This is a genomic window from Actinomyces sp. zg-332 (assembly GCF_011751945.2).
In the GTDB taxonomy this organism is placed as follows: Bacteria; Actinomycetota; Actinomycetes; order Actinomycetales; family Actinomycetaceae; genus ZJ293.
On record NZ_CP064951.1, the window covers coordinates 1,526,150 to 1,540,829 of the forward strand.

Annotated in this window: 17 protein-coding genes; 3 read left to right on the top strand and 14 right to left on the bottom strand. The window is 34.7% G+C overall.

The features are described from left to right. Positions 1–1,491: an NAD(P)(+) transhydrogenase (Re/Si-specific) subunit beta gene (locus tag HCQ94_RS06130; protein ID WP_166982661.1), complete on the top strand. Its 1,491-nt coding sequence runs from the start codon at positions 1–3 to the stop codon at positions 1,489–1,491. A 358-nt stretch (positions 1,492–1,849) separates the two neighbouring features. Here the strand turns inward: HCQ94_RS06130 and HCQ94_RS06135 are convergent, their stop codons facing one another. Further along, the gene (locus HCQ94_RS06135; protein WP_166982663.1) at positions 1,850–2,758 is read right to left on the bottom strand and encodes an alpha/beta hydrolase; all 909 of its coding nucleotides are present in this window, start codon (positions 2,756–2,758) and stop codon (positions 1,850–1,852) included. A 415-nt stretch (positions 2,759–3,173) separates the two neighbouring features. On the opposite strand from HCQ94_RS06135, the gene trxB reads away from it, so the two are divergent. Together trxB and trxA are read left to right on the top strand one after the other, a co-directional pair. Then, entirely contained in the window at positions 3,174–4,133 is a 960-nt protein-coding gene (trxB, locus tag HCQ94_RS06140) for a thioredoxin-disulfide reductase (RefSeq protein WP_166982665.1), read from the top strand. A gap of 202 nt (positions 4,134–4,335) precedes the next feature. Continuing rightward, entirely contained in the window at positions 4,336–4,665 is a 330-nt protein-coding gene (gene trxA, locus HCQ94_RS06145; RefSeq protein ID WP_166978222.1) for a thioredoxin, read from the top strand. 322 nt (positions 4,666–4,987) lie between these two features. Here the strand turns inward: trxA and HCQ94_RS06150 are convergent, their stop codons facing one another. The 13 genes from HCQ94_RS06150 to rpmH all read right to left on the bottom strand — a co-directional run bounded on the left by HCQ94_RS06150 (position 4,988) and on the right by rpmH (position 14,507). After that, positions 4,988–5,971, bottom strand: a complete 984-nt coding sequence (locus HCQ94_RS06150; RefSeq protein WP_232525725.1) for a D-alanine--D-alanine ligase family protein — start codon at positions 5,969–5,971, stop codon at positions 4,988–4,990. Between the two features lie 9 nt (positions 5,972–5,980). After that, positions 5,981–7,261: an aminotransferase-like domain-containing protein gene (locus HCQ94_RS06155; protein ID WP_166978220.1), complete on the bottom strand. Its 1,281-nt coding sequence runs from the start codon at positions 7,259–7,261 to the stop codon at positions 5,981–5,983. 79 nt (positions 7,262–7,340) lie between these two features. Then, positions 7,341–8,399 (bottom strand): ParB/RepB/Spo0J family partition protein, encoded by a 1,059-nt coding sequence (locus tag HCQ94_RS06160; RefSeq protein WP_166982667.1) that lies wholly within the window; start codon positions 8,397–8,399, stop codon positions 7,341–7,343. 2 nt (positions 8,400–8,401) lie between these two features. Then, the gene (locus HCQ94_RS06165; protein WP_166978216.1) at positions 8,402–9,280 is read right to left on the bottom strand and encodes a ParA family protein; all 879 of its coding nucleotides are present in this window, start codon (positions 9,278–9,280) and stop codon (positions 8,402–8,404) included. A 128-nt stretch (positions 9,281–9,408) separates the two neighbouring features. After that, on the bottom strand, positions 9,409–10,278 hold the full coding sequence (locus HCQ94_RS06170) for a DNA-methyltransferase (RefSeq protein WP_166982669.1): 870 nt from the start codon (positions 10,276–10,278) through the stop codon (positions 9,409–9,411). Between the two features lie 134 nt (positions 10,279–10,412). Further along, entirely contained in the window at positions 10,413–10,772 is a 360-nt protein-coding gene (locus HCQ94_RS06175; protein ID WP_166978212.1) for an ArsC/Spx/MgsR family protein, read from the bottom strand. Then, complete coding sequence (locus tag HCQ94_RS06180) at positions 10,769–11,188, bottom strand: hypothetical protein (RefSeq protein WP_166982671.1); 420 nt, start codon at positions 11,186–11,188, stop codon at positions 10,769–10,771. Before HCQ94_RS06180 ends, HCQ94_RS06175 begins: the two co-directional genes overlap by 4 nt. A 23-nt stretch (positions 11,189–11,211) precedes the next feature. Next, positions 11,212–12,003 carry a 16S rRNA (guanine(527)-N(7))-methyltransferase RsmG gene (gene rsmG / locus HCQ94_RS06185; protein ID WP_332835446.1) on the bottom strand — a complete coding sequence of 264 codons (792 nt, stop codon included), beginning with the start codon at positions 12,001–12,003 and terminating at the stop codon, positions 11,212–11,214. A 55-nt stretch (positions 12,004–12,058) separates the two neighbouring features. Continuing rightward, positions 12,059–12,565, bottom strand: coding sequence for a Jag family protein (locus HCQ94_RS06190; RefSeq protein WP_166978206.1), 507 nt, complete (start codon positions 12,563–12,565; stop codon positions 12,059–12,061). A gap of 71 nt (positions 12,566–12,636) precedes the next feature. Beyond that, positions 12,637–13,743 (bottom strand): membrane protein insertase YidC, encoded by a 1,107-nt coding sequence (gene yidC / locus HCQ94_RS06195; RefSeq protein ID WP_166982673.1) that lies wholly within the window; start codon positions 13,741–13,743, stop codon positions 12,637–12,639. Between the two features lie 27 nt (positions 13,744–13,770). Then, complete coding sequence (yidD, locus tag HCQ94_RS06200; RefSeq protein ID WP_442858902.1) at positions 13,771–14,016, bottom strand: membrane protein insertion efficiency factor YidD; 246 nt, start codon at positions 14,014–14,016, stop codon at positions 13,771–13,773. Next, positions 13,982–14,368: a ribonuclease P protein component gene (gene rnpA, locus HCQ94_RS06205; RefSeq protein ID WP_269775636.1), complete on the bottom strand. Its 387-nt coding sequence runs from the start codon at positions 14,366–14,368 to the stop codon at positions 13,982–13,984. The genes yidD and rnpA overlap by 35 nt, the downstream gene beginning before the upstream one ends. A 1-nt stretch (position 14,369) precedes the next feature. Beyond that, positions 14,370–14,507, bottom strand: a complete 138-nt coding sequence (gene rpmH / locus HCQ94_RS06210) for a 50S ribosomal protein L34 (protein WP_120789077.1) — start codon at positions 14,505–14,507, stop codon at positions 14,370–14,372. Between the last annotated feature and the right edge of the window lie 173 nt (positions 14,508–14,680).

A 14,680-nucleotide genomic window follows, 5' to 3' on the forward strand; every position in this document is an offset into this window, starting at 1 on the left:
ATGGACCAGATTTACACAGACGAAATACTTAACTTATTAGCTAACATTTTTAGCCTAAGCAATACTTCCTACGTAATTGCTATCGTTCTTTTCATTCTAGCCCTAGCTGGACTATCAAAACATGAAACAGCTAAACGAGGAAACTACTTCGCTATTACAGGTATGTTTATTGCGGTAATAGCCACTATAGGACTAGCTTTCGTAAACTCATTCACTCATGTGCGTCCAGAAGTAAAATCAAGCAGTTCACAAGCGCTAGAACTAACAGGTCAACGACCATTTTTAGTTACCCTACTGCTAATAGTACTAGCAATGTTAATAGGTGCGTTAATCGGCATTTACAAGGCTAAGAAAGTCGAAATGACTGGTATGCCTGAACTTGTAGCACTTCTTCATTCCTTTGTGGGTGCAACAGCAGTAATCGTAGGTTTTAACTCTTACGTTCTAGAAACTGATTTTGCTGAACTAACAACTGCTAGCATAATAGAAATCTACTTAGGAATATTCATTGGTGCAGTAACTTTGACTGGTTCTATCGTTGCCTACCTAAAACTATCAGGAAAAATAAAATCGGCCCCTCTAGTTCTACCAGCAAGAAACTGGCTAAACCTAATCGTAGTACTAGTTATCGCTATTGGTATGGTTGTAATCGTTGCACATCCATCAATATGGCTACTAGTAGCAATGACTGTATTATCTTTGCTATTAGGAATCCATTTAGTTGCCGCAATTGGCGGTGGAGATATGCCAGTTGTTGTATCTATGCTAAACTCCTACTCTGGTTGGGCAGCCTCAGCTTCAGGTTTCATGTTGTCAAATAACCTATTAATTGTGACTGGTGCTTTAGTGGGTTCATCTGGCGCAATTCTTTCAGCAATAATGTGCAAAGCTATGAACCGTTCATTCATATCAGTTATTTTGGGTGGTTTTGGACAAGAAGTAGCAGGAAGCTCAGACCAAGAATATGGTGAGCATGTAGAAATTTTTGCTGAAGATGTAGCACAGCTTTTGAAGAACTCACGCAGTGTAGTAATTACTCCAGGTTACGGCATGGCTGTTGCACAAGCACAATATCCAGTAGCAGATTTATGCGAAAAATTACGCGCTATGGGAGTAAACGTACGTTTTGCTATCCATCCGGTTGCTGGTCGTCTTCCAGGTCACATGAATGTTTTATTAGCTGAAGCTAAAGTTCCTTACGACATTGTTTTGGAAATGGACGAAATAAATGACGACTTACCAGAAACAGACGTAGTTCTAGTTATTGGTGCTAATGATACTGTAAACCCTGCAGCCTTAGATGAGCCAAACTCACCTATTGCAGGTATGCCAGTGCTACACGTTTGGGAATCAAAACACGTTATTGTTTTCAAGCGTTCCATGGCAGTTGGATATGCAGGGGTTCAAAATCCTTTGTTCTTCAAAGAAAATACAAGTATGCTTTTCGGTGATGCCAAAGAAAGCGTAGATAATATTTTGAAGAATTTATAGTTTGATAGTAAGTTGGGGAACGTGTATTTGCGTTCCCCAACTTTTATTTAAAGAGCGTAACTTTAAAGTTATTATCACTTTCGTTTTATGTTGTTTAAAACATAAAGTAACTTCACCATAGTTCCAGAAATATAAAGAAAATCTGTATAAGTGTAAAATAGAACCATTACCTTTGAAATACAAATATCTCATTTCCTTTTGTACACTCGCGTACTATAGCTACATACTTCATACTGCAAATTACATAAATATTAAATTTTAAGCACTTTTTATAAAGTTTTAGTCTAAACACGAAACTACACCACAGATAAGTCAACAGTAATGAATCATCTAATTTTAGACACAAAACTGCATTAGTTTATTTATCTATTCTCTCTAAAAAGCCCCGAATTAGATTTGTGTACTCTTCTAATCCCAAAACTTCCCTAGAATTAGCGTGACCTGCTTTTTTAACTAAATATAGTTCATCATAACTAGGATTCGCATCAAAAAGATCTTTGCTATTTTTAGGTGGAATAAAAGTATCTTCTTCTCCATGAATAAAATAAATCGGAACTCGGTTATTTTTCACAGCCGAAATAGCACTAGTATCTTTCATATCATAGTTATACCAATGTTTCATGACAAAATTAACGCCATGAATGAGAGGAGTTAGATGATAGTTTTGATAGCCACCTTTAATCAAATCATATAAGTTAGTAAAACCACAATCAGCTACCACAAACTTCAATTTTTGTGTTTTAGCCAAAACAGATAGGGAAATAGAACTACCCATAGATTCCCCATGCAAACCCAAAGTAATATCAGAACCAAAACGCTTGTAAACATATTCTATTATTTTGGCTAAATCAGCAGACTCAACATTTCCCAGCGTAACTGGAACTTTAGTATTTTTTCCATGCCCTCTAACATCATAAATAATAGTATTAAATCCAAGACTCCGATAAACATCCACGTATTTCGCACTGCCATTACGGTTAGAAGTAAAGCCATGTGACACAATCACATACTTATCAGATTTTTCTTTGGCTGGTACAAGAACAGCATTCAATGGGTAATTTTGATACCCTTTTACTTGGAAATCAACTTTTTCCAACTTATCAAAGTCATTCCAAAGACTATGGTCTTTTTCCCACTTTTCTTCTTCCTGCAAAGATAATGTATCTGGTTTAGCAATTGAATGTGCAAAGTAGATAGATAAACCTGCATAAATAAATACAATTGAAAAAGTTAAAATTATTACGGTAAAACGAAGTTTTTTCTTCAATATAAACTCCCTATACTTTACTACTTACTGCACCCATACTGCTAATAGCGAAATTTATTAACACCATTCAATAAAATAGCCTTAATTGATTTCAAAGCTAGATAGCATTTTACACATTTTCCCACTTTAAAATAAGCGGTTAAAACCATAATTTCAGTAATAATACTCATAGTGACACTAATTTTAAATTTCACCTTTAAATAATTTATATTTATTGTTTCTTCTTTAGTACAATGTAAAATTCACAGGAGTAGATACACATAAATTTTTACTATATAAAAGACTAAAAATCGTTTATAATCTTGTAATTACTAAAAGAATACATGACTATATGTGATGCGGAATTTTTACATAGAAACTTTTGTTCTAATAAAATATATACATATAAATTGTTTACAAAAGAAATCGGATAAATATGTCAGAAGAAAAAGTCAATCAAAAAGTACATGATGTCGTAATTATCGGTTCTGGTCCTGCTGGCTACACAGCAGCAATATACACAGCACGTGCTGACTTGAAACCAGTTGTGATTGCTGGTGTTTTCAGTGCTGGTGGCGCATTGATGACAACTAATGAGGTTGAAAACTTTCCAGGTTTCCCTGAGGGCATAATGGGTCCTGATTTGATGACTAATATGCAAGAACAAGCTGAACGTTTTGGCACTGAAGTCGTATATGCTGACGCTACACGCGTTGAATTAGATGGAGAAGTAAAGAAAATTATTACTTCTGACGATGAAGTTTACCTAGCAAAAACTGTAATTCTTGCTACAGGATCTGAACCTAGAAAATTAGGTTTAGCTGATGAAGAACGCTTATCTGGTAAAGGTGTTTCATATTGTGCTACTTGTGATGGTTTCTTCTTCAAAGATAAAGAGTTAATTGTTGTAGGTGGTGGAGATTCAGCTATGGAAGAAGCAACTTTCCTTACTAAATATGCCACAAAAGTTACTGTTGTGTACCGTAAATCGTTAGATAAAATGCCTGCATCTGAAATAATGAAAAAGCGTGCTTTAAATAACGATAAAATAGAGTTTGTTTTTGATAGTGAAGTTATTGGTATTAACGGTGATAACTCTATGGAATCAGCTCTTATACGCAATAACATAACTGGTGAAGAGACAACAATTCCAGCAGCAGGTATGTTCGTAGCTATTGGCCATACACCACGTACAGAGCTAATTTCTGAGCAAATTGACTTAGATGAACAAAAGTATATTAAAGTCCATGAACCTAATTCTTTCACCAATATTGAGGGCGTTTTTGCTTGTGGTGATGTAGCTGATCACACATATCAGCAAGCTATTACAGCAGCAGCCTCTGGTTGTAAAGCAGCAATAGACACTGAAAGGTATTTGTCCTCAATTGGGGAATAACTTTCAATAGACTTCTGTTCTGTTTAATAGGTTTTACCTAAGATGGAATAAACTTAGCAATACGTTGTTTAAACATATAGAAAGCTGTTTTTATTGTATTTATATAAGAGCAGTTCTAAATATAGAACAAACAAAGATTACTGAGAGATTAGTTCTATACTTATAAGTCTTTATGTAAACTCATTATCTTGGGAGGTACGAAATGGGTAAAGCACTTGCAGTTACAAGTGAAACATTTGAAGCTGAAGTTCTAAAAAGCGATGTTCCAGTTCTAGTTGATTTCTGGGCAACTTGGTGCCCACCATGCCGTGGAATGCTACCAACTGTCGAAAAACTAGCTGAAGAACTAGAAGGAAAAGCTAAAGTTGTTAAGGTAGATATTGACGAATCACGTGATTTAGCTGTTAAATATGGTGTTCTTTCAGTTCCAACATTCAACATTTTCTATGAAGGTGAAGCTGTAGCTAACATCGTAGGATCACAAACAAAACAGACACTTCTAGACGGTATAAATCGTTTCATTAGTGAATAATCTAATTATATCTAAAGGGTTAGGAGTTTAAGCTTCTGACCCTTTTTTATTTAAAGCTCAAGGATGGAGAATAGAATACTTAGTTTAAATGCTCTTATTGCTACTACTAGCTTAGTTGCACTCTTGTGCTTTATTCAGATATATCAACTTTAAAATACCCTCACTTCATGTCATATTCGTATTAATATTTGTAATTCAAGTCAGATAAACATAGAGCAAACTATATAAATATTAATTGTAACTTATATCAAAAAAGTATTGTAAACATAAGTTTTAAAAGCAAAAGTCCCTAGCAAAACACTAGGGACTTTTAGTGTATTAGTTATCTCTCTATTTGAGCGATGTGTTCAATTATTTCTTCAAATGATGAATAAGCTTGTGCTGCTTGTGGAAGAAGAGAAGTATCTGTCATTCCTGGTGTAACATTTGCGTCTAGGAACCAAATATTTTCCTCTTTATCTAGAATAACATCAATTCTTGACAAGTCCTTCAAACCCAAAGTTTCATGCACTTTCACAGCAAAATCTTTTACTTTTTCAGCTTGATTATCAGTTATACGAGCTGGCGTAAAGTACTCCGTACGTTCAGCAATATATCGAGCATCAAAGTCATAGTCACCTTCACGAGTTGAAATTTCAACTATAGGCAAAGCAATAGGCTTTCCGTCAAATTCAACTATACTCACAGCTAGTTCTTTACCTTTTACAGCTTTTTCGATAAGAACATGGCGACCGTACACAAAGGCTTCAATCATTGATTCACGCAAACTCAAATCGTCATTTGCAAACGATACACCTAATGCACTTCCTCCAGCTGACGGTTTTATGACTAAAGGATAACCAAGTTTACCAGCTATAGCTTTCAAAACCTTAGTAGCTCCAAAGTTTTTGAACGCTCTTTGTGGTAAAGAAATAAATTCTGGTGTTGTCAATCCTATTTCCATTATTTTAGATTTGGCTATTGGTTTAGATGACGCCATACGACATCCCTGAGCATTTGAACCAACATAAGGGTATTGCAAAGTTTCAAGCAAGTCTTGTAAAGAACCATCTTCACCTAGTTCGCCATGCACAAGCGACCAAACAAGATCTGGGGTAAAACTATTTATTTCATCTATAGTTTCTTCATTTAAATCAACTATTTTCACAATGTGACCGAGAGTTTTTAATATATTAGCCACACGGTTACCACTTCGTAATGAAATATCACGCTCATGATTTGAACCACCAGCAATAACAATTATACGTTTAGGATTGCTTGTAGTTATATTCAGTTCATTCGGCTCGTAACTCTTAGTCTCAGACACTTTTCTTCCTTACTCTTTACTTCCGAATAATTCGACTAGTTCTACTTCTCTGTTTAGTACTACTGATAATCTTCTCACACCTTCTCTGATGAACTCTGGTGTTGGGTAACAGTATGCTAATCGCATATAAGACGTACCTTGTCCATCAGCATAAAACGCTGTTCCCGGAACATAAGCGACCAGTTCAGTTACTGCTCTAGGTAGCATTTCTTTAGTGTTAATACCTTCTGGTACTTTTACCCATGTGTAAAAGCCACCTTTTGGAACAGTCCATGTACAGTTTGGCATATAGTCAGCTAAAGCTTGTAGCATTGCGTCTCTACGCTCTTTATACATACTTCTGAACTTTTCGATTTGTCCGTACCAGTCATATTCTTCCAAATAGCCAGATATACCCATTTGCCCAACCATGCTAGGAGAAAGAATTGCTGATTCAGCAGCCAAAATGAGCTTGTTGCGTATAGCGTGAGGAGCTACTGCCCAACCAACTCTAAAACCTGGTGCGAATATTTTTGAGAAAGATCCAAGGTAAACTACGCTTTCTGGAGCATAACTATGTAGAGCTGGGAAAGTCTCGTTGTTGAATCCTAGCAAACCGTAAGGATTGTCCTCCACAATCAATATGTGGTGTTTGTTACATATATCAACTATTTGTGGACGTCTTTTAACCGATAAAGTAACACCAGCTGGATTATGGAAGTTCGGTATTGTGTATAGGAATTTTATTGTTTTTCCTGACTTTTTTACCTCTATAATTTTTTCTTCCAAAGCTTCAGGAATTATTCCATCTTGGTCCATTAGGACGTGTTGGATATCTGCTTGATAAGATCTAAATCCCCCCAAAGCACCAACATATGATGGAGATTCAACTAAAACTACATCACCAGGGTTTATAAAAATACTAGTAATAAGGTCTAGAATTTGTTGTGAACCTGTTGCTACAACAATATCATCAGGATCGCATTTGATATTTTCATAAGCCATCACATTTAGAATTTGTTCACGTAAACGTTTATAACCTTGCCCTTGACCATATTGCATTGCAACAGCACCGTTTTCTAGAATCAGCTTTTTGGCACTTTCTGCTAGACGTTCTATAGGTAGATCTTTAAGGTTAGGCATACCACCAGCTAGGGATACAACTTCTGGACGTGAAACTACTGAAAATAGCGCTCGTATCTCAGAGGATCGAAGGTTGTTAGCTCGTTCTGCATAGTTATTAATCCATGGGTCGAGCATTGTTCCTTTCGTTTCTTTTGACTCGTTTGAGTCATCTCTGAGATTTGTCATTTTTACCTACTTTGTTTTAATCCAAATGATTGTTTATACAAGTTATGGAGATTTTACTATATTTTGTTTGTTATAGATACTATTCCGTAATTAATTGAATTAATCTTTCTAATTCTTCATCACCTTTAAATTCTATAACGATTTTACCTTTCCTTTTACCCATACTTATAGATACTTTTGAGCCTAAAGTATCATTTAGTTTTTTAGTATGTGCATGGAATTTGCGGTCATTAGGCTTAGCTTTTTCTTTTACTTCTTGTTTTACTTCTTCACCCAAACCTACTATTTTTTCAACAGCTCGAACAGTCAAACCCTCTTTTATGATACGTTCAGCTAAACTTTGGATTTTACTTTCATCTTTGAGTGATAGTAAAGCTCTTGCATGGCCATTAGTGAGCTCACCTGAAACAAGTTTTTCCTGTACAGACATTGGCAGTTTTAGCAGACGAAGAGTGTTAGTTAATTGTGATCTTGATCTGGCTATGCGGTTTGCCAGTTCTTCTTGCGTGCAGCCAAAGTCCTCTAATAACTGCTTATATGCCGAAGCCTCTTCAATCGGATTTAGCTGAACCCTATGTAAATTTTCAAGTAAAGCATCACGTAAAATATCATCATCACTAGTTTTACGTATAACTGCTGGGATTTTTTCCTTACCAGCAAGCTTAGAGGCACGCAAACGCCTCTCACCCATTATTAGTTCATACTTTGGCGCTGAAGCTTTAGAGCTTTCAATTGCCCTAACTACGATAGGCTGTAGTACTCCTACTTCTTTTATGGACTCAGAAAGTTCCTTAATGTATTCATCTTCAAAGACTTTTCTTGGTTGCTTTTGATTTGGAACAATCTCACTTATTAAAATTTCACCGAAACTAGTTCCTGGTATAGGTAATAAATTACTGGTAGCTTTAGTTTCACGTGAAACATTATTTTTTTGCTTAGCGATAACACGTTCAAAACCGCTTGTTTTTGGTGTTAGCAAGTCACGCTTAGAACCACCCTTTTCATGCTTGCTTGAGGATTGTAGGAGATCGCTCATAGGGTTAGCAATATTTGGCTCACTAACGTTTTTATCTTCGTTTTCAGGCTGTTTTGGAGCTTGTGGTATTAGAGATGAAATTCCTCGACCTAATGCTAACATTTTTATCTCCCTGCAATTTCGAAAGCGGCTAATTGGTATGCTAGTGAACCTACCGACTGTTCACTATAGGTTATTACAGTCTGACCATAAGAAGGAGCTTCAGCAATTTTCACTGACCTAGGTATTTCTACTTCCAAAGTGTCATCAGGAAAATAGTTTCTAACTTCTTCAGCAACTTCTTGTGATAAATTTGTACGTTTATCAAACATAGTTAATAGAATTGTTGACAACTTTAAATCTGGATTCAAGTTAGTTCTAATCATTTCAATTGAATTCAACAGCAAACTTAGCCCTTCAAGAGCGTAGTACTCGCATTGAATAGGAATGAGAACTTCTTTTGCTGCCGTAAAAGAGTTAACTGTCATCAACCCTAGAGATGGCGGACAGTCAATGAAAACAAAGTCAAAGTCTTTATATTTTTGTAGAAAGTTTTGAAGGCTATTTTTTAATCTAAATTCACGATTAGTAGCTGAAACTAGTTCAATTTCTGCACCAGACAAGTCTATTGTAGAGGGACAAACATACAGATTTTCAAAGCTTGAACACTTCTGAATAACTTCTTCGATTGGCTTATTGTCAACTATAACTTCATATATCGAAGGTGTTCCTACTTGATGCTCCACACCTAGAGCTGTCGAAGCATTTCCTTGAGGATCAGCATCTATAACAAGAACATTCAATCCATGTTTAGCCATTGCTGCTGCAATATTAACTGTGGTTGTAGTTTTTCCCACTCCACCTTTTTGGTTGCTGACTGTAATAATTCTTGTACTTGATGGCTTAGTAATTTCTTTAGTTTCAAGCAACTTCATTATTCTCAGTTTTTCAGCAACACTTGCAGCTAATGGTGTGGAATTGTCAGCATTTGGAGTATATGCCATTTCAATCCCTTTCAATGTTTCTTGTCGTTATATACAAAGTTTGCGATATTGTAGTACGTTAAATACTACTACTTTTTCAATCAGTTTTCACATTTGAACGCTGATAAGAATTGTTTCACGTGAAACATTTATATTTCACTAAATTCAATATCTATATTTTCATATTTTTCAAAACGTTTTTTAATTACTTGCATTGATTGAGAGTTTTTATCCACTAAGAAAAACTTTCTATTCAACTCAAGTGCTGCAGCACCAGTTGTACCACTTCCAGCGAAAAAATCTAAGACCCAATCATTTTCTTCAGAGCTTGCCTGTATTATTCGTCTCAGAATACCAATAGGTTTTTGAGTTGGATAACCAGTTTTTTCTTTCCCGTTAGGTGAAACAATTGTATGCCACCAAGTATCTGTTGGTAGTTTACCGTTATTAGCTTTTTCACTGGTTACTAGTCCTGGAGCCATATATGGTTCACGATCAACTGCTTCGCTATTGAAATAGTACTTATTAGGATTTTTTACGTAAACTAATATATTGTCGTGTTTTGCTGGCCATTTTTTCTTTGACTTTGCACCGTAATCATATGCCCAAATAACCTCATTCAAAAAGCATTCTCTACCAAAAAGTGCGTCTAATAATATTTTTGCATAGTGTACTTCACGGTAATCTAAATGCAGATAAAATGTACCATCTTCACTCAGTAGTCGCCAAGCTTGTTCAATGCGTGGTTCCAAGAATTCCCAGTATTCTTCAAAGCTATCATTGTAACTATAAGCAATGCCTTTTATTGTGTCGTAACTTTTACCTTTGAAACCTATACGGTTGCCATTTTCGCTTCTAATAGTTTTAATACTTTGTCTTTTTTGTACAATACCAGTATTAAATGGTGGATCAATGTATATCACTTTAAAAGAGTTATCTGGTAGTTGCTTTAGTACGTTTAAATTGTCACCAAAAACTACCTGATTTGGTGAAGTTTCTTTAGAAAATTTAATAGCCACTAGAAAATATTAACACAATATACATACTTTTAAAATTATATATCGTTATAAATTATTTTTATTTTAATATTTCTAATTATTTAACTAATGAAATATTTTTAATATTAAAGTGTTAGTTATTTTTAACAATTACTTTATATATTTTCTAAGTATTTTTTAACCTGTGGACCAACATATACTTGTTCATTTACTAGTAATATTGGGCGTTTAACTAGCATTCCATCACTTGCAAGTAATTCATACTGTTCATCTATAGTATAGTTTTGTAAGGTTTTTGCTAACCCTTTTTCTTTATACACAAGTCCTGAAGTGTTGAAAAACTTTTTTAAAGGTAATTCTGTCACTTCATGCCAAGCTTTAATTTCTTCAACACTAGGGCTATCTTTATCTATTTCACGGTAAGTATAGTCTATATCTTTATCTTTTAGTATAGTTTCTATATTTTTACAAGTTGAGCATTTTTTATAACCAATTAGTGTTGCTGTATTTTTCATCTTTTGAAAACTCCCCAAGATTGTGGTTTCTTCTTTATAATACAGTTATCTGCAAGCAAATCCATCATTTTTTCTAAGCGTTTTTCAGCCTTTTCAGCTCTTTCAACTTCTATTTCAAGCATATTTTTTAAATCTTTAATTTGTTCTTCATATACTTTAGTTATATTTTCTAATTCGTTTTTTAGTTGACGTTCATAAGGTTTATTATTGCTTGATTTAACAGCTGTTTTAGATTTTTTCGTGGCTTTTTTCATTAGTCCAGCTTCAGTTAATTGCTCAACTGTTACTTGCCATCCTTTTGTTGAACATACTGCGCCAAGTTCTTCTAAAACAGCCTTTTTACGCCTAATTGTAGCTATAGATTTACCTGTTATTTCTACTGCTTCTTTTAAGCTTAAGTATTTTTTAGTTTCCATAGCATATCCCTCTACAATTTTATTTATCTTTTCTTTATTTCAACAACTGTAGTTTCTTCATCATACATTACAGATTTAACTTTATATATCTGTGGATTTTCAAGCTTATGTTTTTTCAAAGTATATTTTGCTTTTTCTAGCTCTTCGCCAGCCTTATCTCCTTTTAAAAGCACCATTTTACCGCCACTTCTTATGAGTGGAGCACCTATAGCTGACAATGTTTCTATAGAGCCTACTGCTCTAGCTGTTACACAATCAAAACTAATTTTTTTATGTAATTCTTGTGCACGATTGTTATAAATTGTCACATTATCTAAACCTAATTCTTCAACGCAGTCTTGTAACCATTGAACTCTACGTTGCATAGTTTCAATTAAGTGTACATCCAATTCTGGATTCATTATCGCTATTACTATACCTGGAAGCCCAGCACCTGACCCTATATCAGCCAAGGTACCCTTTTTAGGTATATATTCATCTATTGCAGCACAGTTAACTATGTGTCGAGACCATATTCTAGACAGTTCACGGGGTCCTATAAGTCCTCGTAAATTACCCTCTTCTATGAGCATATTTACATAGTGTTCTATCTGTCCGAATGCATAACTAAATAGTTCTTTTACAGATTCAGTATATTCTTCTACTTCTATAGTTTCTAGCAATGAGTCTTCTTGTTTTTCTGAATGTAAGTTATTATTTTGGGAATTTAAATTTGTGTTTATTATTTTCTCATTCTCTTTAGATTTTGGTTCGCTATTTTTAATCTCTACGAATTCTTTATTAAATCCATGGTCTAGACTTACTTCGTTTTTCAAAGACTCAATTCCTCTCATTTAAATAAAATAAACCCGAATGCTCGGGTTTATTTTATTAAACTTCGCTATTAGATGGGTATACAACTACGTAACGATTAGGTTCAATTCCATCTGAGTTTGAAATCAAACCAGCATTTGAAACTACATCATGGCAAATTTTGCGTTCAAATGGATTCATCGGAGGTAGCTGTACAGGTTCCCCTTTTGCTAGTACTGCTGTTACAGCTTCATCAGCTATTTTTGATAGCTCATTACGACGGTTTTTTCTGAAATTAGCAATATCAAGCATCAGACGTGATCGTTCACCAGTTGAAATTTGTACAGATAGTCTCATTAGCTCTTGTAAAGCATCTAAAACTTGTCCATCTTTACCAATTAGTGTTTCTAAAGCATATGGATTGTCTTCACTAACTAATTCAACTAAAGCGCGACCATTATCGATATCTATCTCAATATCTCCATCTAGATCACAGATATCAAGCAGCTCTTCCAGATAATCAGCAGCTAAATCGCCCTCTTCTTCGAGACGTGCTATCTCTTCTTCATCAAGCTGTTTTGACATTATTGTCAATCCTTTCATTGAACATATTGTTCAAACCCTTATTACTATGTTATCGAAGTTTTCTGTTTTTATTAATTATTTTTCTTATTTCTCTTCTTAGCTGCTGCTTTACGTTCAGCTGCTCTTCTTTCATATCGACGACGTGCGATTTCTTCTTTACTTAGTTTAGTATTAGGGTTTTCTTGTATATTTTCTGTTTCTGATTCCTCAGTTTCATTTTCTAATTTATTTTCCACTTGGTTAGCTTTACCAGATTTTTGGCGTTTTTTACTTACTGGTTGTACACGCTGACCACGTGGTTTTTCTTCAATTATTTCTTCTGGTGGTAAACCTTTCTTAGCACGCTTTGCAGCACGTTTTGCTTTTAGTTTCTTTTCAGCTTCTGATCCTGGTGCTGGCATTCTTTCGATTGCATAGAACTGTTGTCCCATTGACCAAATATTTGTTGTTAGCCAGTAAATTAGTACACCAATTTGGAAGTTTACACCTGTAACTGCCATGATTACTGGCATTGTGTACATCATAATTTTGTTAGTTTTTAATGCTGGGTTATTCTCATCATCTAGTGCTGAAGCTGGCATATTCTTCATAGTTAATTGTTTCATTGTGAAGAATTGTGATGCAGCCATAAGAAGAATCAAAACCATCGAAATAATTTGTACGGTAGTATCACTTGTTGATACGAAAGTATCTGAAAGTGATGCACCAAATAGTTTTGAAGTACTAATTTCTTTAGTGTATTCGAGTGTAATCGGACCAACTACTTGTCCATAATAAGAAGATCTCAATACAGCATATAGAGCAAAGAATACTGGGAGCTGGAATAGTAAAGGCATACAAGAAGAGAACGGGCTTGTTCCATGTTTACGGTACAATTCCATTGTTTCACGTTGCATTCTTTCACGTGAAATTGAGTCTGTACGTCCTTTGTATTTTTTACGTATTTTATTTACTTCTGGTTGAAGTAATTGCATTGCCCTACTAGATTTTATTTGTTTGAAGAATAGTGGTATTAGAAGAATACGAACAACTATTGTCAAACCTACAATTGATAGAATCCAAGCCCAACCTGGACCTTTTGGTAATCCAGCCAACAAAAGTAAGTCATGTATTCCTACTAAAATCCACGAAATTACTATTTTGAATGGCCAGAGTATTGTATCAAAGAAATCTATCATCGTTTTATTCTCTCCCAGTATTATTTTTTACTGTTTTTTGAAAAATTTATCAGGAACATCATCTACACCGCCCTTACTAAAAGGATTGCATCTTAGTAGTCTGTAAGTTCCTAACAATAAGCCTTTTATTGCTCCGTGTTTTTGCAAAGCTATTATCATGTATGATGAACAGCAAGGATAGTATCTACAGGTTGGTCCTATAATTGGGGATATAAATATTTGATATCCTCTAATTATTTTACTGAATAACCAAACTATCGCTTTTGTCAACACGATTATCCATTTTTTCTTTAGCTCTTTTTAACGCTATATCTAGTTTTTTTTCTAATTCAAAAGATTTTTTACCTTTTGCATCAGCCAAAATTCGAATAACGATATGTGTACCTGAATCTATTTTACCTATTTTTCCTGCAAATATATGTCTAAACTGCCTTTTTACACGATTTCTATCAACAGCTTTTGGTAATTGCTTTTTAGGTACAACGAAACCGACAAGTGGAGTAGCTACATTCCTCTTGTCGGTTTTGTAATGAACAACCATGTATTTGTTCGATACACGTACGCCGTTTCTTATCACCTCAAGAAAATCTGAGGGATTTTTCATTCTGTAGGGTTTTTTTAACACACTATGCAGATAGTTCTGAACGACCCTTGCGACGACGTGCTGCTAGAATTGCACGACCTGCACGTGTACGCATACGCAAACGAAAACCGTGTACTTTTGCACGACGGCGATTATTTGGCTGGAAAGTCCTCTTTGTCACGAGATTCTCCTGTTAGTTAATTGAATATTTCTTTTTCATATTCATAATATGATAAGACAAATACCCAGTTTATACGTTGTTTTATATTAGGTCAAAAAAATTATACCGTATTTTCTGTTTTTTATTTTATATTTTTATCTACATAAATTTTATACACAAATTTTATATTTTTT

What these genes read in the sequence shown, in the direction of transcription:
- HCQ94_RS06130 (WP_166982661.1), top strand. Translation starts at nt 1, where the DNA reads ATGGACCAGATTTACACAGACGAAATACTTAACTTATTAGCTAACATT.
- trxB (WP_166982665.1), top strand. Translation starts at nt 3,174, where the DNA reads ATGTCAGAAGAAAAAGTCAATCAAAAAGTACATGATGTCGTAATTATC.
- trxA (WP_166978222.1), top strand. Translation starts at nt 4,336, where the DNA reads ATGGGTAAAGCACTTGCAGTTACAAGTGAAACATTTGAAGCTGAAGTT.
- HCQ94_RS06155 (WP_166978220.1), bottom strand. Translation starts at nt 7,261, where the DNA reads ATGACAAATCTCAGAGATGACTCAAACGAGTCAAAAGAAACGAAAGGA.
- HCQ94_RS06160 (WP_166982667.1), bottom strand. Translation starts at nt 8,399, where the DNA reads ATGTTAGCATTAGGTCGAGGAATTTCATCTCTAATACCACAAGCTCCA.
- HCQ94_RS06165 (WP_166978216.1), bottom strand. Translation starts at nt 9,280, where the DNA reads ATGGCATATACTCCAAATGCTGACAATTCCACACCATTAGCTGCAAGT.
- HCQ94_RS06175 (WP_166978212.1), bottom strand. Translation starts at nt 10,772, where the DNA reads ATGAAAAATACAGCAACACTAATTGGTTATAAAAAATGCTCAACTTGT.
- HCQ94_RS06180 (WP_166982671.1), bottom strand. Translation starts at nt 11,188, where the DNA reads ATGGAAACTAAAAAATACTTAAGCTTAAAAGAAGCAGTAGAAATAACA.
- HCQ94_RS06190 (WP_166978206.1), bottom strand. Translation starts at nt 12,565, where the DNA reads ATGTCAAAACAGCTTGATGAAGAAGAGATAGCACGTCTCGAAGAAGAG.
- yidC (WP_166982673.1), bottom strand. Translation starts at nt 13,743, where the DNA reads ATGATAGATTTCTTTGATACAATACTCTGGCCATTCAAAATAGTAATT.